Origin of the sequence: Streptomyces sp. NPDC048389, assembly GCF_040706335.1 — a bacterium.
Classification (GTDB): domain Bacteria; phylum Actinomycetota; class Actinomycetes; order Streptomycetales; family Streptomycetaceae; genus Streptomyces.
This window is the reverse complement of sequence record NZ_JBEZKP010000009.1, coordinates 24,213-46,889: the sequence shown is the minus strand read 5'-3', so window position 1 is coordinate 46,889 and position 22,677 is coordinate 24,213. Positions and strand designations below refer to the sequence as shown.

General features: G+C 72.5%; 16 protein-coding genes and 1 pseudogene. 12 read left to right on the top strand and 5 right to left on the bottom strand.

Going from position 1 to position 22,677, the window contains the following annotated elements; genetic code table 11:
- Window positions 1–137: 137 nt before the first annotated feature.
- Complete coding sequence (locus AB0903_RS09420; protein WP_366700673.1) at window positions 138–998, bottom strand: LysR substrate-binding domain-containing protein; 861 nt, start codon at window positions 996–998, stop codon at window positions 138–140.
- 277 nt (window positions 999–1,275) lie between these two features.
- On the opposite strand from AB0903_RS09420, the gene AB0903_RS09415 reads away from it, so the two are divergent.
- Complete coding sequence (locus AB0903_RS09415) at window positions 1,276–2,256, top strand: EamA family transporter (protein ID WP_366700671.1); 981 nt, start codon at window positions 1,276–1,278, stop codon at window positions 2,254–2,256.
- A gap of 189 nt (window positions 2,257–2,445) precedes the next feature.
- Here the strand turns inward: AB0903_RS09415 and AB0903_RS09410 are convergent, their stop codons facing one another.
- Together AB0903_RS09410 and AB0903_RS09405 are read right to left on the bottom strand one after the other, a co-directional pair.
- Window positions 2,446–4,278 carry a Dyp-type peroxidase gene (locus tag AB0903_RS09410; protein ID WP_366700669.1) on the bottom strand — a complete coding sequence of 611 codons (1,833 nt, stop codon included), beginning with the start codon at window positions 4,276–4,278 and terminating at the stop codon, window positions 2,446–2,448.
- Between the two features lie 213 nt (window positions 4,279–4,491).
- A complete protein-coding gene (locus tag AB0903_RS09405; protein WP_366700667.1) occupies window positions 4,492–6,384 on the bottom strand; it encodes a galactose oxidase-like domain-containing protein in 1,893 nt (630 codons plus the stop codon).
- A 420-nt stretch (window positions 6,385–6,804) separates the two neighbouring features.
- Between AB0903_RS09405 and AB0903_RS09400 the strand changes: the two genes are divergently transcribed.
- The 9 genes and pseudogenes from AB0903_RS09400 to AB0903_RS09360 form a co-directional block, all read left to right on the top strand.
- Window positions 6,805–7,596 carry a TIGR03084 family metal-binding protein gene (locus AB0903_RS09400; RefSeq protein WP_366700665.1) on the top strand — a complete coding sequence of 264 codons (792 nt, stop codon included), beginning with the start codon at window positions 6,805–6,807 and terminating at the stop codon, window positions 7,594–7,596.
- Window positions 7,597–9,273, top strand: a complete 1,677-nt coding sequence (locus AB0903_RS09395; protein WP_366700663.1) for an acyclic terpene utilization AtuA family protein — start codon at window positions 7,597–7,599, stop codon at window positions 9,271–9,273.
- 79 nt (window positions 9,274–9,352) lie between these two features.
- Complete coding sequence (locus tag AB0903_RS09390) at window positions 9,353–10,951, top strand: carboxyl transferase domain-containing protein (RefSeq protein WP_366700661.1); 1,599 nt, start codon at window positions 9,353–9,355, stop codon at window positions 10,949–10,951.
- A gap of 11 nt (window positions 10,952–10,962) precedes the next feature.
- The gene (locus tag AB0903_RS09385) at window positions 10,963–12,969 is read left to right on the top strand and encodes a biotin carboxylase N-terminal domain-containing protein (RefSeq protein WP_366700659.1); all 2,007 of its coding nucleotides are present in this window, start codon (window positions 10,963–10,965) and stop codon (window positions 12,967–12,969) included.
- Window positions 12,966–14,096 (top strand): acyl-CoA dehydrogenase family protein, encoded by a 1,131-nt coding sequence (locus tag AB0903_RS09380; RefSeq protein WP_366700657.1) that lies wholly within the window; start codon window positions 12,966–12,968, stop codon window positions 14,094–14,096. Before AB0903_RS09385 ends, AB0903_RS09380 begins: the two co-directional genes overlap by 4 nt.
- A 76-nt stretch (window positions 14,097–14,172) precedes the next feature.
- Window positions 14,173–15,756, top strand: a complete 1,584-nt coding sequence (locus AB0903_RS09375) for a 4-coumarate--CoA ligase family protein (protein WP_366700655.1) — start codon at window positions 14,173–14,175, stop codon at window positions 15,754–15,756.
- Between the two features lie 51 nt (window positions 15,757–15,807).
- The gene (locus tag AB0903_RS09370) at window positions 15,808–16,539 is read left to right on the top strand and encodes an enoyl-CoA hydratase family protein (RefSeq protein WP_366700653.1); all 732 of its coding nucleotides are present in this window, start codon (window positions 15,808–15,810) and stop codon (window positions 16,537–16,539) included.
- Window positions 16,527–17,120, top strand: coding sequence for a TetR/AcrR family transcriptional regulator (locus tag AB0903_RS09365; protein ID WP_366700651.1), 594 nt, complete (start codon window positions 16,527–16,529; stop codon window positions 17,118–17,120). The genes AB0903_RS09370 and AB0903_RS09365 overlap by 13 nt, the downstream gene beginning before the upstream one ends.
- Window positions 17,121–17,301: 181 nt before the next feature.
- A pseudogene (locus tag AB0903_RS09360) lies at window positions 17,302–17,444 on the top strand (DNA-binding protein); the annotation flags it as partial.
- A gap of 50 nt (window positions 17,445–17,494) precedes the next feature.
- Here the strand turns inward: AB0903_RS09360 and AB0903_RS09355 are convergent.
- The gene (locus AB0903_RS09355; protein WP_366700649.1) at window positions 17,495–18,595 is read right to left on the bottom strand and encodes a citrate synthase 2; all 1,101 of its coding nucleotides are present in this window, start codon (window positions 18,593–18,595) and stop codon (window positions 17,495–17,497) included.
- Between the two features lie 404 nt (window positions 18,596–18,999).
- Here AB0903_RS09355 and pdxH point away from each other — a divergent pair, with 404 nt between their 5' ends.
- The gene (pdxH, locus tag AB0903_RS09350; protein ID WP_366700889.1) at window positions 19,000–19,623 is read left to right on the top strand and encodes a pyridoxamine 5'-phosphate oxidase; all 624 of its coding nucleotides are present in this window, start codon (window positions 19,000–19,002) and stop codon (window positions 19,621–19,623) included.
- An 802-nt stretch (window positions 19,624–20,425) separates the two neighbouring features.
- On the top strand, window positions 20,426–21,775 hold the full coding sequence (locus tag AB0903_RS09345; RefSeq protein ID WP_366700647.1) for a PAS domain-containing protein: 1,350 nt from the start codon (window positions 20,426–20,428) through the stop codon (window positions 21,773–21,775).
- 82 nt (window positions 21,776–21,857) lie between these two features.
- On the opposite strand, the gene AB0903_RS09340 is transcribed toward AB0903_RS09345, so the two are convergent.
- Window positions 21,858–22,613: an SIS domain-containing protein gene (locus tag AB0903_RS09340; RefSeq protein ID WP_366700645.1), complete on the bottom strand. Its 756-nt coding sequence runs from the start codon at window positions 22,611–22,613 to the stop codon at window positions 21,858–21,860.
- Window positions 22,614–22,677: the final 64 nt, after the last annotated feature.

The window sequence follows — 22,677 nt, the reverse complement described above, 5'->3', positions numbered from 1 at the left end:
CTCTTGCGTCAGCAGGGGGATACCGCTGTCGCGGAGATGGTCGCAGACGTCAGCGCGATGAAAACGATCGTCTGGGATGAGGAGTACGGCTACGGTTCGCGGAAAGTGTGCACAGGGCCTGTGACGCGCCCCGTGCCTCACCGCTGCGCAGCGGCCACCGACCGTGCCAGCGCCACCAGGTGACGGACCGCCGGGTGCGGGGACGAGCTGCGCCAGGCGAGGTGGACGGGGGCGCGCGGGGCGTCGGACAGCGGCCGGTAGGTGACACCGCGGTGCGCGTACATCTGGGTGGTCGAGGCGACCGACGCGCCCACGCCGCGGCCGGCGGCGATCGCCGTGAGCCAGTCGTCCGTGTTGGCCACCGTGACCGTGGCCGTGGGCCGGATCTCCGGAGGCCACAGGTCAAGCGTGGTCAGGCCGGAGACCGTGTTCAGGATGAGCGGGCCTGCCGCGAGGTCCGCCAGTGTCAGTGAGGCGCGGGTCGCCCGCGGGTCGTCCGACGGCACGGCCGCGACCCGGGGCTCGGTGAACAGCAGCGCGGTGGTCACACCGGGCGTGTCCACCGGGCCGCGCAACACGGCGGCGTCGACCTCGCCGCGGGCGAGCCCCGCCGTACGGTCGTCGATCCTCAGCAGCTCGAGCGCCGTGTCCGGGTGCTCGGTACGCCAGCGGCGCAGCAGCGGAATCGTGTACGGGCCGAGGGCCGACCAGGCGTGACCGAGCCGCAGCGGCCGGTGCGGCAGCCGTCCCGCGTCGAGTGCCTCGTCGAAGGCGGCGACTGCGACGGCTGCCCTGTCGCGGAAGACCCGGCCCTCCGCGGTGAGTTCGAGATGGTGCGTCGAGCGGTCGACCAGCCGGACGGCGAGGTGCTTTTCGAGGGCGGCGAGCGCGCGGGAGACGCTGGGCTGGGTGAGGTTCAGCCGGGCCGCGGCCCTGGTCACGTTCGACTCCTCCGCGACGGCCAGGAAACAGCGGAGATGGCGCAGCTCGATGCTCATACGTCTGGAGCATAACCGCAGCGAGATTCGCATTTCACACGCCTCGTCCCGGTCCGTAGCGTGGGGAGGACCGGGCCGCGGTCGGGGCGCGTGCGGGTGGCGGTCGTGGCGACGTGCCGGTGGCCTGCGGGAAGACGTACCGGTGGCGGTCGTGGCGACGTGCCGGTGGCCTGCGGGAAGACGTACCGGTGGCTGACCGGTGAGGCCGGGACGGCCGGCCGGGTGGTGGTCGGGATGAAGATCGATTCAGGAGGCTGTGGTGAAGGAGGCGCTGTCCGTGGGTGCCAGCATCGGCGGGGGCGGCGGCGAATCGGCCGGCGCCGCGGCGGTCGTGCTGCCGGAGGCCGCGGGCGCGGCGACCCGCGCGCCCGGGGACGGGGCCGGACCGCCCTCCGCTGGCCGGCGCTCGCTCGGGCCTGTCGCCCTCGTCGTCGCGGGCGGACTGTCCGTGCAGTTCGGGGCGGCCGTCGCCGTGCTGCTGATGCCGCGTGCCGGAGCGCTCGGTGTCGTCACTCTGCGGCTGGTTCTGGCGGCTCTCGTGCTGTTCGTGATCTGCCGTCCGCGACTGCGTGGCCACTCCCGTGCCGACTGGGCCACCGTGATCACGTTCGGTGCCGTGCTGAGCGGCATGAACATGCTCTTCTACCAGGCGGTGGACCGCATCCCGCTCGGTGCGGCCGTCACCCTGGAAGTGCTCGGCCCCCTCGCCCTCTCGGTGATCGTCTCCCGGCGGCTGGTGAACCTGCTGTGGGCGGGGCTCGCGCTCGGCGGGGTCGTCCTGCTCAGCGGCGGCGGCTTCGACCGGCTCGACCCGGTCGGCGCCGGGTACGCCCTGGCCGCGGGCGGTATGTGGGCGGCGTACATCATCTTCAGCGCCCGGACCGGGCGGCGGTTTCCGCAGGCGGACGGGCTGGCGCTGGCGATGGGCTTCGGCGCGCTGCTGAGTCTGCCCTTCGGGCTGGTGGAGGCCGGGTCGCGGCTGTTCGTGCCGTCGACGCTCGGGCTCGGGCTCGCGGTGGCGCTGATGTCGTCGGTGCTGCCGTACACGCTGGAGCTGCTGGCGCTGCGCAGGCTGCCCGCCGCGACGTTCGCGGTGCTGATGAGCCTGGAGCCGGCGATCGCCGCGACCGCCGGGTTCCTCGTGCTCCATCAGGCGCTCTCGCCGTCCGAGGGGCTGGCCATCGTGCTGGTCGTCGTGGCGAGCATGGGGGCGGTGCGGACACAGGCGGCGGCCAAGCGGCCGGCGCTGCCCGGGTGACGGGCGGACAGGGGCGGCCGGTGCGACCCGGCCGGGCGGGTGCACCGGCGCCCATCCGGTCCGACGCGCGGCCGCCTGCGGCGTGACGGGTGGGCAGCGGGCGGAGGAGGGCCGCCGCGCCCGCCCTGTGCGGGGGCGAGCAGCCCGCCGTTTCCGCGGCGGCCTGCTCCCCTGCGGACGTCGGCCGTTTCAGTGCTGGGTCTTCGTGTGCCAGACGGGTGTGCCGCTCTTGTCGTAGATCACCACGTTGCCGTCGGACTGGACCGAGAGTGTGGAGCCCGGGTTGTTGTGGGTCCCCGAGGCCCACACCGCCTGGTTGTCCGGCGTGTAGACGACGAGGTTGCCGTCCTCCTGGAAGACGGCGCGGGCACCGGGCGTGGGCGGGTTGTTCGAGGCCCAGCGCGGGTCCTCGTCCTCGTCGAAGACCGCCAGCCTGCCGTCGTCCTGGAGGACGAGCTTCGCCTTGCCCGCGTCGACCTCGTCACCGAGGTCGAAGGTGGAGACGGCGGAGATGTCGTGGTTGCCGGTCTCCGTGACCCGGACCTTGATCTTCTGGGTGTCGTCCGCGAGTTTGCCGTCGGCCAGCCGGTCCAGCGTCGACATCGACGGCGTGAACGCGTACACCGCGCCCTCGGTCCGTACGAACTGCTCGAACCGGACCTGCTGGTTTCTGAAAGAGACGTCGGTCGTCACACCGATCATCGGGTCCGCGCCGACCGACGGCTTGCGCAACGGGAAGTCGACGGTGTTGACCCAGTCCTTCTGGATGAACTCGAACTGCCTGACCAGGTCGGCCTGGTAACTGACGAAGACCAGGCCGCGGGCGGCGTCCGGGCCGTGGCCGCCCGACCCGGCCGGGTCGAAGGGAAGCCCGTACGGGATGCCCCGGCGCATGATGCGCCGGCCGTCCAGCTCGCCCTTCTCCGGGACGGGCTGCTGACCCTCCTTGAAGACCAGGCCGTCCCGGGGGTTGGTCTTGCGGAGATGGGAGAACAGCGGAGTGATCTCACCCTGCGGATCGTCCGCGAAGCTGATCTCGTTGTCGTTCGCGGCCGCCGGGTCGGAGGGCATGTCGGCGTACGGGCACTTGGCCACGGGCGTGCCCGATCGCCAGCGGCCGACCATCCGGGCGGCCAGCCACTCGGTGGTGGCCTCCGGCGGTACCGCCTTCTTGGCCTTCAGTTCCTTCAGGCGGGCGCCGATCTGGGCCCACCAGCCGGGGACGTCCTGGCCGAGTCGCCGCACCACGTGGAAGGAGCCGTTCTTCGCCCACTGCGGCAGATCGGACGGCGTGCCGCCGGCGGTCCGCTCACCGACGACGAACTCACCGGCAGGGATGATCCGGGTGCCCGGACTGCCCTTCTTCCACTCGGGCCGTTTCGGGTCGGGCTCGTCGAAACCCTCCACGGCCGGTTCGCTGACGCCGTCCTTGAAGCCGAAGTGCTCCTTGCCGGCCCGGTCTCCGGGCAGGGTTCCGCCGGCCTGCTCAAAGATGATCACCACCTTGTGGGTGGCGGCTTCCTGCCGCTCCTCGGCGAGGGCCGTCCGCAGATCCTCCACCTTGTCGGCGGCGATGGTCAGCACCGCGTGGACGGGCTGCGCCAGGCTGTCGCCGAAAAGCCAGTTCTCCGGGGAGTTGTCCCCCGTGTCACCGAGCTTTCCCGCCCGCTGGGCCGACCCTTCCTTGAACGCGTGCTGCGTGGTGCCCTCCTTGGTGTCGGGGAACGGGTCCTTGCCCGTCAGCGTCCGCAGCCCGCCGTGGGTGAAACTGACGGTGCGCCACAGTGCGTTGAGAGCACGGGGGTCGTCGCCGCCCGAGTTGCGGCGTGCCGCGCTGAAGGCGGCGTTGAACGCCGCGACCTGCTTGGTCGTGGCGATGCGCGGCTTCAACCGCCGCAGCCAGGTCCGGGCACGCGTCGCGTCGTCGAACTTGAGGAACAGCAGCTGTACATGGTCCTTCTTGAAACCGGCGAGCACATCGCCCTGGATCTCGGTGCTCTGCCTCAGTGCCAGGTCCGTCATCCGGTCCTCGGCCTCCGTTCTTGTCAATCGGGTTCGTCGGCCTGTCGGTTCGTCGGCCCGGCGGTCCGGCGGCCTGTCGGTTCGTCGGCCTGTGGGTTCGTCGGCCCCGGCGGCCCGGCGATCCGGCGGCCTGTCGGCCTGTCGGACCGCCGGTCTCTCAATCCGCCGGTCTCCCGGTCCGTCGGTCTCCCGGTTTCTCGTGCCGGGTGGGTCTCAGCGGCCGTTCGGCGGGCCGAAGGACACGAACTTGGCGATGCTGGGCACGCCCTCCTCGTTGAGGAGGAAGAGCATGTAGTAGCCGGGGGGCGCGGCCTCCGCCGACGGCGGCGCCTGAAGCTCGAGGGAGCCTTCTCCGCGGCTCTTGATCCGCACCTCGAGATGCCGCTGGCTGAAGTTCACCGCGTGGGTGGCCGTGGTGGGCGCGAGCAGGACGGCCCGCTCGACGTCCTCCGGGGTGGAGGTGAGGACCCTGAACCGGCTGTCGTAGTCGACGGTGCGGCGGGGTGTGGAGGTGAGGTCGGGCCGCTCGCCGTTGTGCAGGTAGGACGGCTCGTAGATCTCGATCGAGCCGTCCATGTCGTCGCTGATGTCGGGGTCGTTGGCGATCTGCTGCGCCTCGTCGCCGGTGACCATGATCCGGCCGTCGGGCAGTACGACGGCGTTGGAGTGGTAGCCGCGCGGCAGCCGCTGGGCCGGGCCCAGCTTCCAGTTGCCGTCGGTGTCGCGCATCTCGGTCTGCCGGTACTTCAGATCGGCGTTCGGGTTGTACAGCCCGTTGCCGTAGTCGCGGATGTCGAAGGAGCCGTTGACGGTGAACAGGGTGCCGTCCGGCAGGATCAGCGTGTCGTCCTGCGTCCGCCCGAAGGCCCGGGGCTCCTTCGTCTTCCACTGGCCGCCGACGAGCTGGTAGGTGTTCGGGTCGTCGCGGTTGCCGCCGAGGACCAGGACCGAGTCGGGACCGCGGAAACCGGCGGGCAGCGGCACCGCGGAGCCGTAGTTCCGCATGAAGGCGTCCGGCCTGTTGGGCAGGCTGGTGCGGGTCTCGGTCTCGGGGTCGAAGAGCCACTGCTGGTCGTGGTCGCGGCCGAGCCCGTAGATCTTGCCGTCGCGCAGCGAGAACAGGTGGGGGTAGTCGTGCCGGTACGGGGCCTCTGCGCCGAAGGTGTCCACCGGGACGTTCTTCGGGACGTCGTCCTTGCGGGTCGGGACGGCGTGGCTCAGTGCGGGGAAGCGCTCCACGACCGGTGTGGGCGTGCCCCAGCCGAGCTCGGACTGGCCGGACATGATGAGGATCCGCCCGTCGGCGCCGGTGACGGCGCTCGGGTACCAGCGCCCGACCGACATCTCCTCGTTGAGCGACCAGCTCTCCGTCCAGGGGTCGAAGACGAGGGAGAGCTTGGCGCCCGCGCCGTGGTTGCCGCCGAGGTTGCCGCCGAAGACTCCGAGCATGCCGTTCGGCAGGAAGGCGTGGCCGGCGCAGAAGAACGGTGCGGGACGGGGCTCGTTCCTGCCGTCCGGCATGTTCACGGTGGGCGGGGTGACCTTCGTGAACGCGCCTGGACCGGAGCCCTCGGACGGGTCCCAGAGGTAGGCGCGGCCCGCGTTCTCCTCGCCGATGATCTGGGTGGGCGCGGTCTCCTTCGTCGGATTGGTCTCGACCCGCTCGAAGGAGAACATCAGGACCTTGCCGGTGGGCAACTGGGCCACGTGCACGGCGAAGTCGGGAGAGGGAAAGTACTCCTTGAAGGCGCCGAACTCCCGCGCCTTGAACTTCGCGTTCTGCTTCGCCTGTGACCGCGTGAGCGACTCCAGGCGGGCGGTGCGCATCTCCTGCGAGTACTCCCCGAGGTCCTCGGCCCGCATGCGGGCCCTGGCGTGTTCCTCCGCGTGCTCCTGGCCGAGCACGGCGGCCTCGGCCTCGTCGACCTCGACCTTGTCGGAGGCGTCGGGCTCCGCGCCCCGGTCGACGGAGTGCGGCCCCGGCCCGGTGTCGTGGGCGGCGGCGGGGACGGTGGCGGCCAGGGGGGCGGTCAGCGCGGAGATGACGGCGCAGGCGGAGACCAGGGTGGACAGGCGGGGCCGGGACGGTCGGGACGGTCGGGACATGGGGCTCCTCGTGGCCGTACGGCCTTTCGCGCACAGCGCGGCCCGTCCGCACCAGTGGTGCATATGCGGACGGAATAGGCCATTGATAGCTGACGGCGGCATACGATCACAGTGGGTAACCGCATCGCAACGCGGTCGTTCAGCGTGTTGACCGGGCGGACGTGAGCCGTCCGCCCAGGGGGAGGGGTGGGGTGCCGTTCAACGGTGCGGCGTGGGTCCGGGGCGCCGCAATGGTCTTGCTGGGGAACCACCCTTGCGGTTCAAAGAGAATCAATTCTGCGGCGGGATGTGGTTTGACCTGCGGCGAAGCGTGATCGGCGCGACCGGTGCCGCGGTGAATCAAAGCAAGCATGCTTGCTTGTTTTGGTCGCGGCTGCCATGCTCCGGACACACACCGCCGTGCCCACAGGGGAGCGTCCCGTGTCCGACCCGGCCGTCGTACTCGACGACTTGCGCAGTGAAAGCCACGACCTCGACCGGCTGGTCGATGGGCTGAGCCCCGGGCGATGGGCGGCCGCGACACCCGCCGAGGGGTGGACCGTCGCCCACCAGATCGCCCACCTGGCCTGGACCGACTCCGTCGCGCTCGCGGCGGTCACGGACCCCGCGGCCTTCACCGCGGAGGCGGAGAAGGCGCTCGCCGCTCCGTACTCCTTCGTCGACGACGGCGCGGCCGAGGGCGCCGCGCTGCCGCCCGCCGACCTGCTGGCCCGCTGGCGCGAGGGCCGCGAACGGCTCCTGCGAGCGCTGCGCGAGGCCCCGCCCGGCAGTCGCCACCCCTGGTTCGGGCCGCCGATGAGCACCGCGTCGATGGCGACCGCCCGGCTCATGGAGACCTGGGCGCACGGCCAGGACGTCGCCGACGCGCTCGGCGCCGTCCGCACGCCCACGGCCCGACTCGCCCAGATCGCCCGTATCGGCTTCCGCACCAGGGACTTCTCGTACGGCGTGAACGGCCTGACTCCGCCCGCCGAGCCGTTCCGCGTCGAACTCACCGCGCCGGACGGCGAAGTGTGGACCTACGGACCCGAGGACGCCGCCCAGCGCGTCACCGGGCCCGCGCTGCACTTCGCCCTGCTCGTCACCCAGCGAGCCCACCGCGCCGACCTGGCCCTGCGGGCCGAAGGCGCGGACGCCGACCGCTGGCTGGACCTCGCCCAGGCGTTCGCCGGCCCGCCCGGCAAGGGGCGTGAGCCCAAGGGGGCGGCGTAGATGCTGCGCATCGGGAACGTGTCCGGGTTCTACGGCGACCGGTTCCGCGCGATGCGCGAGATGCTGACCGGAGGGCCGGTGGACGTGGTCACCGGCGACTATCTCGCCGAACTCACCATGCTCGTCCTCGGCCGCGACCGGCTGAAGAACCCCGGCCTCGGCTACGCCAGGACGTTCCTGCGCCAACTCGAGGACACCCTCGGGCTCGCCCGCGAACGCGGCGTCCGCATCGTCGCCAACGCCGGCGGCCTCAACCCCGCCGGACTCGCCGACGCCGTACGGGAGCTGGCCGACCGCGTCGGTGTCCCCGTCCGGGTCGGGCACGTCGAGGGCGACGACCTCACCGCCCGCTACCCCGGCGCGCTGACGGCCAACGCCTACCTCGGGGGCGCCGGGATCACCGCATGCCTGGGCGCGGGCGCGGACATCGTCGTCACCGGACGCGTCACCGACGCGGCACTCGTCACCGGCGCGGCGGCCTGGCGGTTCGGCTGGGGACCCGAGGCGTACGACGAGCTCGCGGGCGCCGTCGTCGCCGGGCACGTCCTCGAATGCGGCACGCAGGCCACCGGCGGGAACTACGCGTTCTTCACCGAAGCGGGCCGGGACGTGCGCCGGCCCGGTTTCCCGCTCGCGGAGATCCACTCCGACGGCACCTCGGTCGTCACCAAGCACGACGGCACCGGCGGCTTCGTCGACATCGGCACCGTCACCGCCCAGTTGCTGTACGAGACGGGCGGCGCCCGGTACGCCGGACCCGACGTGACCGCCCGGCTCGACACCGTACGCCTCGACCCGGACGGCCCGGACCGCGTCAGGATCTCCGGGGTGCGCGGCGAGGCGCCGCCGCCCACGCTCAAGGTCGGCGTGTGCCGGCTCGGCGGCTGGCGCAACGAGGTGGTGTTCGTGCTGACCGGGCTCGACATCGAGGCCAAGGCCCGGCTCGTGCGCGACCAGCTCGAGGACGCGCTCGCCGAGCAGCCGCCCGCCGAGGTGCGCTGGGAACTCGCCCGCACGGAACACGAGGACGCCGACACCGAGGAACGGGCCTCCGCCCTGCTGCGGCTCGTCGTGCGCGACCCGGACGCCGACAAGGCCGGCAGGGCCGTCAGCGGCGCCGCGATCGAGTCGGCGCTCGGCAGTTACCCCGGCTTCCATGTCACCGCCCCGCCCGGCAAGGGCGCGCCGTACGGGGTGTTCGAGGCCGCGTACGTCGACGCCGGCGACGTCCCGCACACGGCCGTCCTGCCCGGCGGCGGGCGCGTCGCCGTCCCGCACCCCCGGCGTACCCGGGTCCTTCAGGACGCCGGGCCGGGCGCGCTGCCCGAGCCGCCGGCCCCCGGCCCGACCCGGCGCGCACCGCTCGGCCTCGTCGCGGGCGCCCGCAGCGGCGACAAGGGCGGCGACGCGAACATCGGCGTCTGGGTCCGCACCGACGCGGCCTGGCGCTGGCTCGCCCACGAACTGACCGTCGAGCGGCTGCGCGCACTGCTGCCGGAGACCGCGGAACTGACGGTCGTACGGCACGTCCTGCCGAATCTGCGCGCCCTGAACTTCACGGTCGCCAAAGTCCTCGGCGAAGGAGTCGCCGCGCAGGCCCGTTTCGACCCGCAGGGCAAGGCGCTGGGCGAGTGGCTGCGCGCCCGGCACGTCGACATTCCGGAGCGACTGCTGTGACGGGGGACTGTCGTGACGGGGGGACTGCTGTGACGGGGGACTGTCGTGACGGAGCGACTGCTGTGACGGAGGGATCGCTGTGACCGTTCTCGGCTCGGCCGTCGATGTGACGAGCCCCGAATACGCCGCCCACCGGGCCGCCATGCAGGACAAGCTGGCCGAGCTGGACGGCGAGCACGCCAAGGCGCTCGCGGGTGGCGGCGAGAAGTACGTCGCCCGGCACCGGAAGCGCGGCAAACTGCTCGCCCGGGAGCGTGTCGAGTTGCTGCTCGACCCGGACACGCCGTTCCTGGAGCTCTCTCCGCTCGCCGCCTGGGGCAGTGACTACCCCGTCGGCGCGTCCCTCGTGACCGGCATCGGCGTCGTGGAGGGTGTCGAGTGCCTGATCACCGCCAACGACCCGACCGTGCGCGGCGGCGCCTCCAACCCGTGGACCCTGAAGAAGGCGCTGCGGGCCAACGAGATCGCGTACGCCAACCGGCTGCCGGTGATCTCCCTCGTCGAGTCCGGCGGCGCGGACCTGCCCTCCCAGAAGGAGATCTTCATCCCGGGCGGGGCGCTCTTCCGCGACCTGACCCGGCTCTCCGCGGCGGGCATCCCCACGATCGCGGTCGTCTTCGGCAACTCGACGGCGGGCGGCGCGTATGTGCCCGGTATGTCCGACCACGCCATCATGATCAAGGACAGGTCGAAGGTCTTCCTCGGCGGCCCGCCGCTGGTGAAGATGGCGACCGGTGAGGAGAGCGACGACGAGTCGCTCGGCGGTGCGGAGATGCACGCCCGCACCTCCGGGCTCGCCGACCACTTCGCGCTCGACGAGCCCGACGCGCTGCGCCAGGCACGGCGGATCGTCGCCCGCCTGGGCCGGCGCAAGGCGCACCCCGATCCGATGCCGGCAGAGCCTCCGAAGTACGCGGCCGAGGAACTGCTCGGGATCGTGCCCGAGGACCTGAAGACGCCGTTCGACCCGCGCGAGGTGATCGCCCGGATCGTGGACGGTTCGGACTTCGACGAGTTCAAGCCGCTCTACGGTGCCAGCCTGACGACCGGCTGGGCGTCCCTGCACGGCTATCCGGTCGGCATCCTCGCCAACGCCCAGGGCGTGCTGTTCTCCGCCGAGTCGCAGAAGGCAGCCCAGTTCATCCAGCTGGCCAACCAGCGTGACGTACCGCTGCTGTTCCTGCACAACACCACCGGCTACATGGTCGGCAAGGAGTACGAGCAGGGCGGCATCATCAAGCACGGCGCGATGATGATCAACGCGGTGTCGAACAGCCGGGTGCCGCACCTGTCGGTGCTGATGGGCGCGTCCTACGGCGCCGGGCACTACGGCATGTGCGGCCGCGCCTACGACCCCCGCTTCCTGTTCGCCTGGCCCGGCGCCAAGTCGGCCGTCATGGGCCCGCAGCAGCTCGCGGGCGTCCTGTCGATCGTCGCGCGGGCGTCCGCCGCCGCCAAGGGGCAGCCGTACGACGATGAGGCCGACGCCGGTCTGCGCGCGATGGTCGAGGCGCAGATCGAGTCCGAGTCCCTGCCGATGTTCCTGTCCGGCCGGCTGTACGACGACGGGATCATCGACCCCCGCGACACCCGGACCGTCCTCGGTCTGTGTCTGTCCGCGATCCACACGGCACCGGTCGAGGGCGCGCGCGGCGGCTTCGGCGTCTTCCGAATGTGAGGGGCCCCGCTGTGATTTCCACCGTCCTTGTCGCGAACCGCGGCGAGATCGCGTGCCGTGTCTTCCGCACGTGCCGTGACCTGGGCATCGCCACGGTCGCCGTGCACTCCGACGCGGATGCCGACGCGCTGCACGTACGGGAGGCGGACGCGGCCGTACGGCTGCCGGGAGCGGCGCCCGCCGAGACGTACCTGCGGGGCGGACTGATCGTGCAGGCCGCCCTCGCGGCCGGCGCGGACGCCGTGCACCCCGGGTACGGGTTCCTCTCCGAGAACGCGGACTTCGCACGGGCGGTCACCGACGCGGGGCTCCGGTGGATCGGGCCGCCGCCCGAGGCCATCGAGGCCATGGCGTCCAAGACCCGCGCCAAGAAGCTCATGGGCCTGGCACCTCTGGACCCCGCGTCGGTCACGGAGGCGGACCTGCCCGTCCTGGTGAAGGCGGCGGCGGGCGGCGGCGGGCGCGGGATGCGCGTCGTCCGGTCCCTGGCGGACCTTGCCGTGGAGCTGGAGGCCGCTCGGTCGGAAGCCGCGTCGGCCTTCGGGGACGGGGAGGTCTTCGTCGAGCCGTACGTGGAGAACGGCCGCCACGTCGAGGTCCAGATCATGGCCGACGCGCACGGCACGGTGTGGGCGCTCGGCACCCGCGACTGCTCGCTGCAGCGCCGCCACCAGAAGGTGATCGAGGAGTCGCCCGCGCCGGGTCTCGCGCCGGAACTCGCAGAGACGCTGAACACGTTGGCGGTCGGCGCCGCGCGGGCCGTCGACTACCGGGGCGCCGGCACGGTCGAGTTCCTCGTCGACACCGAAGGCCGGGCCCACTTCCTGGAGATGAACACCCGCCTCCAGGTCGAACACCCCGTGACGGAAGCGGTGTTCGGGGTGGACCTGGTGGCCCTCCAACTGGCCGTCGCCGAGGGCGAGCCGCTGCCTCCAAAGCCGCCGCGGGCGGCGGGCCACGCGATCGAGGCCCGCCTGTACGCGGAGGACCCGGCGTCCGGCTGGGCCCCGCAGACGGGACGGCTGCACACGCTGAGGTTCCCCGACGCGACGGACGGAACCTCCGGTGGCCGGGCGCACGCACCGTCGGCGCGGGCCCTTGGCGGCCGGGCGCACGCTCCGTCGGTGCGGGTCGACGCCGGGTACGGGGACGGTGACGTCATCGGGGTGCACTACGACGCCATGGTCGCCAAGGTCGTCGTCTGGGCGCCGACCCGGGCACAGGCCGTGCGGAGGCTGGCGTCCACGCTGCGCGGCGCGCGCATCCACGGGCCCCGTACCAACCGGGACCTGCTCGTGGCGTCCCTGGAGCACCCCGACTTCACCGGCGGGCGGCTCGACACCGGCTTCTACGGACGCCACCTCGACGAGCTGACGCGTCCCGTCCCCGGCGAGGCGAACGCCGCCGTCGCCGCGGCCATCGCGGACGCCGTGGCGCGCCAGGGCGCAGCACGTTCCGCCGCCGGTCCCGCGTCCGGCGTCCCGCAACGGCTCGGCGCCTGGCGCAACCTCGCCTCGCAGGCGCAGCTCAAGACCTACGGCGACCACGAGATCGGCTACCGGCCCACCCGCGACGGCGGGTTCGAGCTCGTCGACCGGCCCGGTGTACGGGTGGTGTCGGCGCGGCCGGACCGGGTCGCGCTCGAGACCGACGGCGTCGTGCGGAACCACGACGTCGCCTTCCACGGCGGTACGGCCTACGTCGACTCGCCCGCCGGGGCCCACGCCCTCACCGCCCGGCCCCGCTTCACCGACCCGCGGGACCGGGCCGTCCCCGGGTCGCTGCTCGCGCCCATGCCCGGAACCGTCGTCCGCGTCGGCGAGGGAGTCGTCGAGGGTGCCCGGGTCGCACAAGGACAGCCACTCGTCTGGCTGGAGGCCATGAAGATGGAGCACCGCATCCTCTCGCCCGCCTCCGGCACGCTCACCGCGCTCCACGCCGTCCTGGGCCGCCAGGTCGAGGTCGGTGCCCTGCTCGCCGTCGTCACCGAGGAAGCACAGGAGGACACCGCGTCATGAACGCCATCGAGAGCCAGGATCACACGGACCTGCGGCAGGCCGTCGCCGCGCTGGGCCGCAGGCACGGCAAGGACTTCGACCGGGCGACCCTGTGGGCCGAGGCGGGCAAGCTGGGCTACCTCGGCGTGAACCTTCCCGTGGAGTACGGCGGCGGAGGCGGCGGCATCAGCGAACTGTCCATCGTCCTCGAGGAGTCCGGTGCCGCCGGCTGCCCGCTCCTCATGATGATCGTCTCGCCCGCCATCTGCGCCACCGTCATCGCCCGCTTCGGCACCGGTGAGCAGAAGCGGCGGTGGCTGCCGGGGCTCGCCGACGGCAGCCTCACCATGGCCTTCGGTATCACCGAGCCCGACGCCGGCTCGAACTCGCACCGGATCACCACCACCGCCCGCCGGGACGGCGAGGGCTGGGTCCTCACCGGCCGCAAGGTCTTCGTCTCCGGTGTCGACATCGCCGACGCCACCCTGATCGTCGGCCGCACCGAGGACGACCGCACCGGCAGGCTGAAGCCGTGCCTGTTCATCGTCCCCCGCGACGCGGAGGGCTTCGGGAGGTCCGCGATCGACATGGAACTCCAGGCGCAGGAGAAGCAGTTCGAGCTCTTCCTCGACGACGTACGGCTCCCCGCCGACGCGCTCGTCGGCGACGGGGACGCGGGCCTGCTCCAGCTGTTCGCCGGGCTCAACCCCGAGCGCATCATGACCGCCGCGTTCGCCATCGGTATGGGGCGCTACGCGCTCGCGCAGGCCGTCGAGTACGCGAAGACCCGCCAGGTCTGGAAGACACCGATCGGCGCCCACCAGGCCATAGCCCACCCGCTCGCCCAGGCCCACATCGAACTCGAACTCGCGAAACTGATGATGCAGAAGGCCGCCGCCCTGTACGACGCGGGCGACGACGTCGGGGCGGGTGAGGCCGCGAACATGGCCAAGTACGCGGCGGGTGAGGCGTGCGTCAAGGCCGTCGACCAGGCCGTGCACACCCTCGGTGGCAACGGGCTCACCCGCGAGTACGGACTCGCCAGGCTCATCGCGGCCGCCCGCGTCGCGCGGATCGCCCCGGTGAGCAGGGAGATGATCCTGAACTACGTGTCCCACCAGTCCCTGGGTCTCCCCAAGTCGTACTGACAGACGACATTCTGGCCGTCCAGGACTCCGGCCGTTCAGCACTCCGGCCGTTCGACCCGACGCCGAGGGAGCCACCATGGTGTTCCGCAGCAGATACGCAGATGTCCCGGCCGTCGTAGCACCCATCCACGAGACCGTGCTCGCCCGCGCCGCCGAGTACGGCGACACCGTCGCCCTCATCGACGGCGTGAACGGCACCACCGTCACGTACCACCAGCTGGACCACTTCCACCGGCGGATCGCCGCCGCGCTCGCCGCCGCCGGTGTGCGCAAGGGCGACGTGCTGGCCCTGCACAGCCCCAACACGGTCGTCTACCCGGCGGTCTTCTACGGGGCCACCCGGGCCGGCGCGACGGTCACCACCGTCCACCCGCTGGCCACGGCGGAGGAGTTCGCCAAGCAGCTGCGGGACTCCTCCGCCCGCTGGATCGTCACCGTGTCCCCGCTGCTGGAGGTGGCCCGCCGGGCGGCGGAACTCGCCGCCGGGATCGAGGAGATATTCGTCTGCGACCGGGCGGAGGGCCACATCAGTGTGCTCGACATGCTCGGCTCCACCGCGCCGGAACCGGCCGTCGGCATCGACCCCTCCGAGGACGTCGCGGCGCTGCCGTACTCGTCGGGCACCACCGGCGTCCCCAAGGGCGTGATGCTGACCCACCGCTCCATCGCCACCAACCTGGAGCAGCTCGCCCCCCTCGCCCCGGCAGGCGTCGGGCACCGCATCCTGGCCGTGCTGCCGTTTTTTCACATCTACGGACTCACGGCTCTGATGAACGCTCCGCTGCGGCAGGGCGCGACGGTCGTCGTGCTGCCGCGTTTCGAGCTGGACACCTTTCTCGGCGCGATCCAGGAGCACCGCATCAACGGGCTGTACGTCGCCCCGCCCATCGTCCTCGCCCTGGCCAAGCACCCGGCCGTCGCCGGCTACGACCTCTCCTCGCTGGAATACGTCCTCAGCGCCGCCGCCCCGCTCGACGCGAACCTCGCCGAGGCGTGCTCCCAGCGGCTCGGGCTGCCGCCGGTGCGGCAGGCGTACGGGATGACGGAGCTCTCGCCCGGCACCCATGTCGTACCGCTCGACGTCGAGAAGCCCCCACCCGGCGCGGTGGGGCTGCTGCTGCCCGGCACCGAGATGCGCATCCTCGACCTCGACGGCTCCGGCCGGGAACTCGGCACCGGCGAGGACGGCGAGATCGCCATCCGCGGCCCGCAGGTGATGAAGGGCTACCTGGGCAGGCCCGACGCCACCGCCGCGATGATCGACGCGGACGGCTGGGTCCACACCGGTGACGTGGGACGCGTGGACGACGACGGCTGGCTCTACGTCGTCGACCGGGTCAAGGAGCTCATCAAGTACAAGGGCTACCAGGTCGCCCCCGCCGAACTGGAGGCACTGCTGCTCACCCACGAGTCGATCGCGGACGCGGCCGTGATCGGCGTGCGGGACGACGACGGGAACGAGATACCGAAGGCGTTCGTCGTGCGCCGGCCGGGCACCGACCCCCTCATGGAGGACGACGTGCTCGCCTTCGTCGCCGAGCGGGTCGCCCCGTACAAGAAGGTCCGCCGGGTCGAGTTCGTCGACGGTGTGCCGCGCGCCGCCTCTGGGAAGATCCTCCGGCGTGAGCTGCGGGACCGCGAGACCGGTGTGCGGGAGTAGCCCGTGACCGGTCCGGAGGAACAACGCACGCCCGGGACGAGGGAGTAGCGCATGACCGTCGCCACCGCCCACGAGCAGGGCGTCACCACCCTCACCCTCGACGCACCGGCGAACCGCAACGCCCTCTCCTCGACGCTCGTCGGGGATCTCGCGGACGCTCTCACCAAGTGCGCCGACGACCCGTCCGTACGGGCGGTGGTGCTCACCCACACCGGTTCGACGTTCAGCGCCGGCGCGGACCTGAAGGCACCGCCCAGCCCGTACGCGTTCGTCGCGCTGCTGCGGCAGATCGTGACGCTGCCCAAACCGGTGGTGGCGAGGGTCGCCGGGCATGTGCGGGCCGGCGGGCTCGGCCTGGTCGGAGCGTGCGACATCGCGGTGGCGACGACCGGCTCCGACTTCGCGTTCACCGAGGTCCGTCTCGGGGTCGCGCCCGCCGTCATCTCCCTGCCGCTGCTGCCCCGCATGGAGCCGCGGGCGGCCGAGCGCTACTACCTCACGGGGGAGTGCTTCGGCGCCGCGGAGGCGGCGCGCAGCGGCCTGCTCACCCTCGCCGCCGACGACGTCGACGACGCCCTCACCCCTGTCCTCGACGGGCTGCGCAGAGCCTCGCCGCAAGGGCTGGCGGCATCGAAGCGACTGGTCACCGCTAGGGTGCTGGAGACCTTCGACCGGGACGCGGAAGACCTGGTCCAGCGCTCGGCATCGCTGTTCGCATCGCCCGAGGCGCGTGAAGGGATGACGGCCTTCCTCGAACGACGGGACCCCGCATGGGTGTTGTGACGCCACCGACCGCCAAGGCCCCCAAGCAGGACCGCAGCCGGGCGACCCGGCAGCGGCTGCTGGAGGCGGCGGTGGCGTGCCTGGCCGAGGTCGGCTGGGCCGGCTCCACGGTCTCGGTGGTCGCCGAACGCGCCGGCGTCTCCCGCGGGGCGGCCCAGCACCACTTCCCGACGCGGGAGGACCTGTTCACGGCCGCGGTCGAGTACGTCGCGGAGGAGCGCTCCCAGGCGCTGCGCGAGCTCCCCTCACAGGACCGCACGGCCGTTGTCGCCGCGCTCGTCGACCTCTACACCGGGCCGCTCTTCCGTGCCGCGCTGCATCTGTGGGTGGCCGCGTCCAACGAGGACCAGCTGCGCCCCCGGGTGACCGAGCTGGAGGCGAAGGTCGGCCGCGAGACCCACCGCATCGCCGTCCGCCTGCTGCACGCGGACGAGTCCCGCCCCGGCGTCCGCGAGACCGTCCAGGGCCTCCTGGACATGGCACGCGGCCTCGGCCTCGCGAACCTCCTCACGGACGACGCGGCCCGCCGCGAGCGGGTGGTGGCGCAGTGGGCGGCGCTGGTGGAGGAGGGGCTGGCGTGACGCTTCCGCGTACTGCGAGCATGCGGATTGGTTGTTCGCCGGCCGTATGGCCGAGACGACCCGCATCACGGTGACCTGCCAGCCGAACACGGCCCTGCACGGCCTGCCCACCGAACAGGTCCTGCCCACCGAACAGGTCCTGCCCACCGAACAGGTCCTGCCCACCGAACAGGGCCTACGCGGCCTGCGAGGCCACGAGTACGCCGTCGACGCCACCGTCGCCGAGATGGCGCTGCGCCGCCCGGGCCGGTCGTGATGCTCACCTCGGACATCGACGACATGGCTCGCCTCTGCGGCGAACGGGTCCGTCTCATCGGCCTGTGAGCGGGGCGGGGGCGTGCACCACGCCCCCGCCCGCCTCGGCTCCCAGTCGCTCAGCCGACGATGTTCTCGTAGCCCGAGATCTCGCGCGGGCTGCGCGAACCCGGCCCGACGTAACGCGCCGACGGGCGCACCAGGCGGCCGGTGCGCTTCTGCTCCAGGATGTGGGCCGACCAGCCGGCCGTACGGGCACAGGTGAACATCGACGTGAACATGTGCGCCGGGACCTCCGCGAAGTCCAGCATGATCGCGGCCCAGAACTCGACGTTCGTCGCCAGCACCCGGTCCGGGCGGCGGTTGTGCAGTTCCTCCAGCGCGGCCTTCTCCAGCGCCTCCGCCACCTCGAAGCGCGGCGCCGCCAGTTCCTTCGCGGTGCGGCGCAGCACGCGGGCCCGCGGGTCCTCGGCGCGGTAGACGCGGTGGCCGAAGCCCATCAGACGCTCGCCCTTGTCCAGGGCGCGCTTCACGTACGCTGTCGCGTCGCCGGTGCGCTCGATCTCCTCGATCATGCCGAGGACCCGGGACGGCGCACCGCCGTGCAGCGGGCCGGACATCGCGCCCACCGCGCCCGACAGGGCGGCGGCCACGTCGGCGCCCGTGGAGGCGATGACGCGGGCCGTGAACGTGGACGCGTTCATGCCGTGCTCGGCGGCCGAGGTCCAGTACGCGTCGACGGCCTTCACATGGCGCGGGTCGGGCTCGCCGCGCCAGCGGACCATGAAGCGCTCGACGATGGACTCCGCCTTGTCGATCTCGCTCTGCGGCACCATCGGCAGACCCTGGCCGCGGGCACTCTGTGCCACGTACGACAGAGCCATCACGGCCGCCCGCGCAAGGTCGTCCCTGGCCTGCGCGGCGTCGATGTCGAGGAGCGGTTTGAGGCCCCAGACGGGGGCGAGCATCGCCAGCGCCGACTGCACGTCGACCCGGATGTCACCGGAGTGCACCGGGATCGGGAACGGCTCGGCGGGCGGCAGACCGGGGTCGAACGCACCGTCGACGAGCAGGCCCCACACGTTCCCGAACGAGACCTGTCCGACCAGGTCCTCGATATCGACGCCCCGGTAGCGGAGCGAGCCGCCCTCCTTGTCCGGTTCGGCGATCTCCGTCTCGAACGCGACGACTCCCTCGAGTCCAGGTACGAAGTCGGACATCAGGCGGCTCCTCAAGACGTGTGCGACCAGACGTGTGCGGCATGCGGCGGCCGACGGTCGTGGGTCGGTCACCCCGGTGGTGATGCCCCGTCCGGCTCCGGATGTCACCGGGCCGCCGGGAGGCAGGCACGATCTCCCTGCTGGAGGGAGGCCACAGTGGCCCCACCCTGGATTTTGGCCGGTCCCACCGGTGCGGGGAAGCGTGACAACCGGCACAGTGCCCCATTTCACTACATGAGGATTGGCGGCACTCCGTGCCGGGCAGACTGGGCCCCTGCGGCAGGATGTGCTGCGTGACCGACTATGCCGCCGCTCCCGAACCCGGCCCTTCGGACGTGACCGTCGCGGGCCTGCCCGCACCCGACCCGGCAGAGACGGAACTCGTCGTCCCCGACCCCGCCGTCATGCGCGAGCAGTACCGCTCCACCCCGCTCGACGAGAGCGCCCTCGCCGCGGGCCCCATGGAACAGTTCGCCCGGTGGTTCGCCGAGGCCGCGGCGGCGGCCCTGCTGGAACCCAACGCGATGATCGTCTCGACGGCCACGCCCGACGGCCGGCCCTCCTCGCGCACCGTGCTGCTGAAACACTACGACGAGCGCGGCTTCGTCTTCTTCACCAACTACGAGTCCCGCAAGGGCCGCGAGATCGACGCAAACCCCTACGTCTCGCTGCTCTTCCCGTGGCATCCGCTGGAGCGGCAGATCATCGTGGACGGCACGGCGTCCCGTATCGGCCGCGACGAGACCGCCGCGTACTTCCGCACCCGCCCGTACGGCTCCCGGCTCGGCGCGTGGGCCAGCGACCAGTCCACGGTGATCGCCTCACGCGAGCAGCTGCTGCGGCGCTACGAGGAGCTGAACGCCCGGTATCCGGAGAGCGGACAGGTCCCCGCCCCCGCGCACTGGGGCGGCATCCGCGTCGTCCCCGACACCGTCGAGTTCTGGCAGGGCCACGAGAACCGCCTCCACGACCGCCTGCGCTACGTCCGCACGGACACCGGCTGGCGCGTCGAGCGCCTCGCGCCGTAGCGCCCGGCGCCCGGACCGCCGGTGCCCCCGCGGTCCCCGGGCGACGCCGGGGCCCTCCGGACGGCCCCCGGATGTCGCCGGGACCGCGCATGCCGCACCGTGCGCTCCCGGTCGAGGGCCAGGGCGGCGCGCTCGGGACGCGGCGCCCGCCCCGGAAGGCCGGCGGCCGCGGTGCCGCGGAATGCCACGCGTCCGTCTCCGGCGGCAGCGGGAACGGGATGCCCTCCCCCGGCCCTCGCCGCCCCGGACGCGCCGAGCGCCCTGCCCGCGGCCCCGGCGGCGGTCGTCCCGCGAGCGGGCGAGGCCCGGTCGCAACGCAGGGCGAGCGGGGTCCGGCCTGACGCCGGGTGGTCACGGTGACGCGGAAGTCCTGTACGTGACGTGCGGAAAACGCAGACGACCCGTGGGCCTTGGTCCCTCCGTCCGGACGGAGGGAGCCGGCCGGACTTACCGGCGGCCCACGGGTCGGGTGACTGCTTGGGTTTCGGCAGACGGCCTGCCGAGGTGCACAGAGTGCGACGGCAGGCGTCAGCCCGCAGTCACCTCACGAGTCCGAAAAGAAACCATGTTTTCGGATCACCTCCTTTCGCGTGTGCCCACACCCTAAGAAGCGGCGCGGCACGGTTTCAAGCGATTTGGAGCACCTCCTTCTCAGGAGCATCGGGGCCGGTTCTCGGGAACGTCAGGCCGGCGGATTTCGGTCACGGGGGACTTTTCGGGAACCGAGTGTGCCGTGGGTCACGTTGAAGTTGAATGAGGCCAGGCATCGGCGGACGCGGACAGTGCTGCAGGGGGTCCCGGGATGAGTGCTTCCAGGAGTGAGACGACCGACGCACCGGGCGCCGGCGGGCCCGAGCCGGAGCCCGGCGGCGCGGAACTGCTCGCGGCGCTTCTCGACGGGATGGACGCGGCGCTGTGTGCCTTCGACGCCGGCGGGACCGTGACGCACTGGAACCGGGAGGCGGAGCGGATCCTCGGCTGGTCGGCGGCGGAGGCCGTCGGGCGGCGGGGCTTCGCCGGGTGGGCCGTGCGCAGCGCCGACGCCGGTGAGGTGCAGAGGCGGCTGATGGCCGCGATGGACGCGTCGGGGCGGCAGGTGCACGAGTTCGCGCTGCTGCGGAAGGACGGCGGGCGGGTGCTCGTCCGGACCCAGTCGGCGCGGGTGCTCGGTGCGGACGGCAGACCCGCCGGGGTCTACTGCGCGTTCAGCGAGGTGCACGCCCAGATCGACCTGGAGAGGTCCATCGCGCTGAGCGAGGCGCTGTTCGACGAGGCGTCGTGGGGAGTCGTGATCGTCGACGTGGACCTGCGCCCCGCCGTCGTCAACGGCGAGGCAGCCCGTGCGCTGGGGGCGGCCGGTTCCTCCGTGCTGGGGCGTCCGCTGGGCGAGCTGCTGGCGCAGGGGGTCGAGGAGTTGCAGGGCGCGCTGCACCATGTGCTGGCGGAAGGCGCGCCGCGCGGGCCGGTGGACCTGTGGGTGGTCGTCGCCGGGGCGGGCGGGCGGGAGCAGCGGCGCTGCTGGCGCAGCGGGTTCCTGCGGCTGGCCTCCCCGCTCGCGGAGGAGCCGGTTCCGCTGGGTGTCGGGTGGCTGTTCCACGACGTGACGGACGCCAAGCTGGCGGAGCAGGAGGCGAACCGGCTGCGGTTCCGGGCCGGACAGCTGCACCGGGCGGGGCGGGCGGCCGCCGAGTGCGAGGACCCGCTGGAGGCGGCGACCGCATACCTCGACTTCGCGCTGGCCGGCTTCGCCGACCATGTACTGCTCGACGTGGCGGAAGACGACGGCGAGCGCCTGTTGCGGGCCGCGGCGTCACCGGTCGGCGCGCCGGGCCCCTGCGCCGGTGCGGCGGGCGGCGGGCTGCCGGTGCGGTACGCGCCCGGGCATCCGGCGTTCCAGGCGGTGGAGCGGGTCGGCTCCGTGCGGACGAGCGGCACGCCCGGGGAGTGGGCGGAGCGCAGTCAGTGGCCCCGGGACGCGGCGCACGCGCTGTGCACGGTGCTGCGCAGCCGCGGCCGTACCGTGGGCGTCCTCACCTTCCTCCGGGGTGCGGCCCGCCCCGCGTTCGAGCGGCCGGACGCGGTGTACGCGGAGAGCGTGGCGGCGCTGGTGGGGGCGGCGCTGGATCTGGGGCAGGTGGTGGGGGAGGGTTGACGGCGGCTCCGCCGACGGTGTGCGGGCGCGGGTACGGGTGCGCCTGCGGCGGGCCCTTCCCCTACCGCCCCTTCCGGACCACTCAGTGGCGGAAGAAGATCCGGTCGCCGTACTCGTCCATCACATGGCCGTTCCATTCGTGGCCGCCGTCCACGTTCCCCGAGCGCAGCAGCGGCGGCTCGATGCCGCGCTCGGCGAGCTGTTCGGCCGCGGCCGCCATCGTCGCCTGCATCAGCGCGCTGGTCACGACCGTCGAGGCCGGGGCGAACGGTGCCTCGACGGCCGGGTGGGTCAGTTCGGCGTCGCCGACCGCGATGTGGGAGTCGAGGACGATGTCGCAGTGGTCCTTGAGGAAGGTGCCCGAGACATGCCGGGACCTGGTCTCCTGCGCGTACGCGACCGACGTCACGCCGATCACCGTGAGGCCGAGGGCGCGGGCGTTCATCGCCATCTCGACGGGCAGTGCGTTGCGGCCGGAGAGGGAGATGATCACGAGCAGGTCGCCGGCTCGTGCCGGGCTCGCGTCCAGCACCGCGCTCGCGAGACCGTCGACGCGTTCCAGCGCGGATCCGAGCGTGGCCGGCATGACGTCGACACCCACGGCGCCCGGGACGGCGAGCAGGTTCATCAGGGCGAGGCCGCCGGCCCGGTAGACGACGTCCTGAGCGGGGAGCGAGGAGTGCCCGGCACCGAAGGCGAAGAGCCGTCCACCCGCGGCCACGGTGTCGGCGACGGCGGTCCCGGCGGCCGCGACGTTCGCGGACTCCTCGTCCCGTACGCGCTGCAGCAGACCGATCGCGGCGTCGAAGAACCGACCGGCCAGCTTGCTCTCGCTCATCGCCGAGCCCTTTCCGCAGGGGTGAGTCGGTACCGGGTGGCACCCGTGTCGCGGATCACGTTGC

Bases quoted from the DNA above. Each gene is read 5' to 3' on its own strand.
- AB0903_RS09370 (WP_366700653.1), top strand. From the start codon at position 15,808: ATGACCGTCGCCACCGCCCACGAGCAGGGCGTCACCACCCTCACCCTC.
- AB0903_RS09365 (WP_366700651.1), top strand. From the start codon at position 16,527: ATGGGTGTTGTGACGCCACCGACCGCCAAGGCCCCCAAGCAGGACCGC.
- AB0903_RS09345 (WP_366700647.1), top strand. From the start codon at position 20,426: ATGAGTGCTTCCAGGAGTGAGACGACCGACGCACCGGGCGCCGGCGGG.
- AB0903_RS09380 (WP_366700657.1), top strand. From the start codon at position 12,966: ATGAACGCCATCGAGAGCCAGGATCACACGGACCTGCGGCAGGCCGTC.
- pdxH (WP_366700889.1), top strand. From the start codon at position 19,000: ATGCGCGAGCAGTACCGCTCCACCCCGCTCGACGAGAGCGCCCTCGCC.
- AB0903_RS09420 (WP_366700673.1), bottom strand. From the start codon at position 998: ATGAGCATCGAGCTGCGCCATCTCCGCTGTTTCCTGGCCGTCGCGGAG.
- AB0903_RS09375 (WP_366700655.1), top strand. From the start codon at position 14,173: ATGGTGTTCCGCAGCAGATACGCAGATGTCCCGGCCGTCGTAGCACCC.
- AB0903_RS09395 (WP_366700663.1), top strand. From the start codon at position 7,597: ATGCTGCGCATCGGGAACGTGTCCGGGTTCTACGGCGACCGGTTCCGC.
- AB0903_RS09355 (WP_366700649.1), bottom strand. From the start codon at position 18,595: ATGTCCGACTTCGTACCTGGACTCGAGGGAGTCGTCGCGTTCGAGACG.
- AB0903_RS09410 (WP_366700669.1), bottom strand. From the start codon at position 4,278: ATGACGGACCTGGCACTGAGGCAGAGCACCGAGATCCAGGGCGATGTG.
- AB0903_RS09340 (WP_366700645.1), bottom strand. From the start codon at position 22,613: ATGAGCGAGAGCAAGCTGGCCGGTCGGTTCTTCGACGCCGCGATCGGT.
- AB0903_RS09405 (WP_366700667.1), bottom strand. From the start codon at position 6,384: ATGTCCCGACCGTCCCGACCGTCCCGGCCCCGCCTGTCCACCCTGGTC.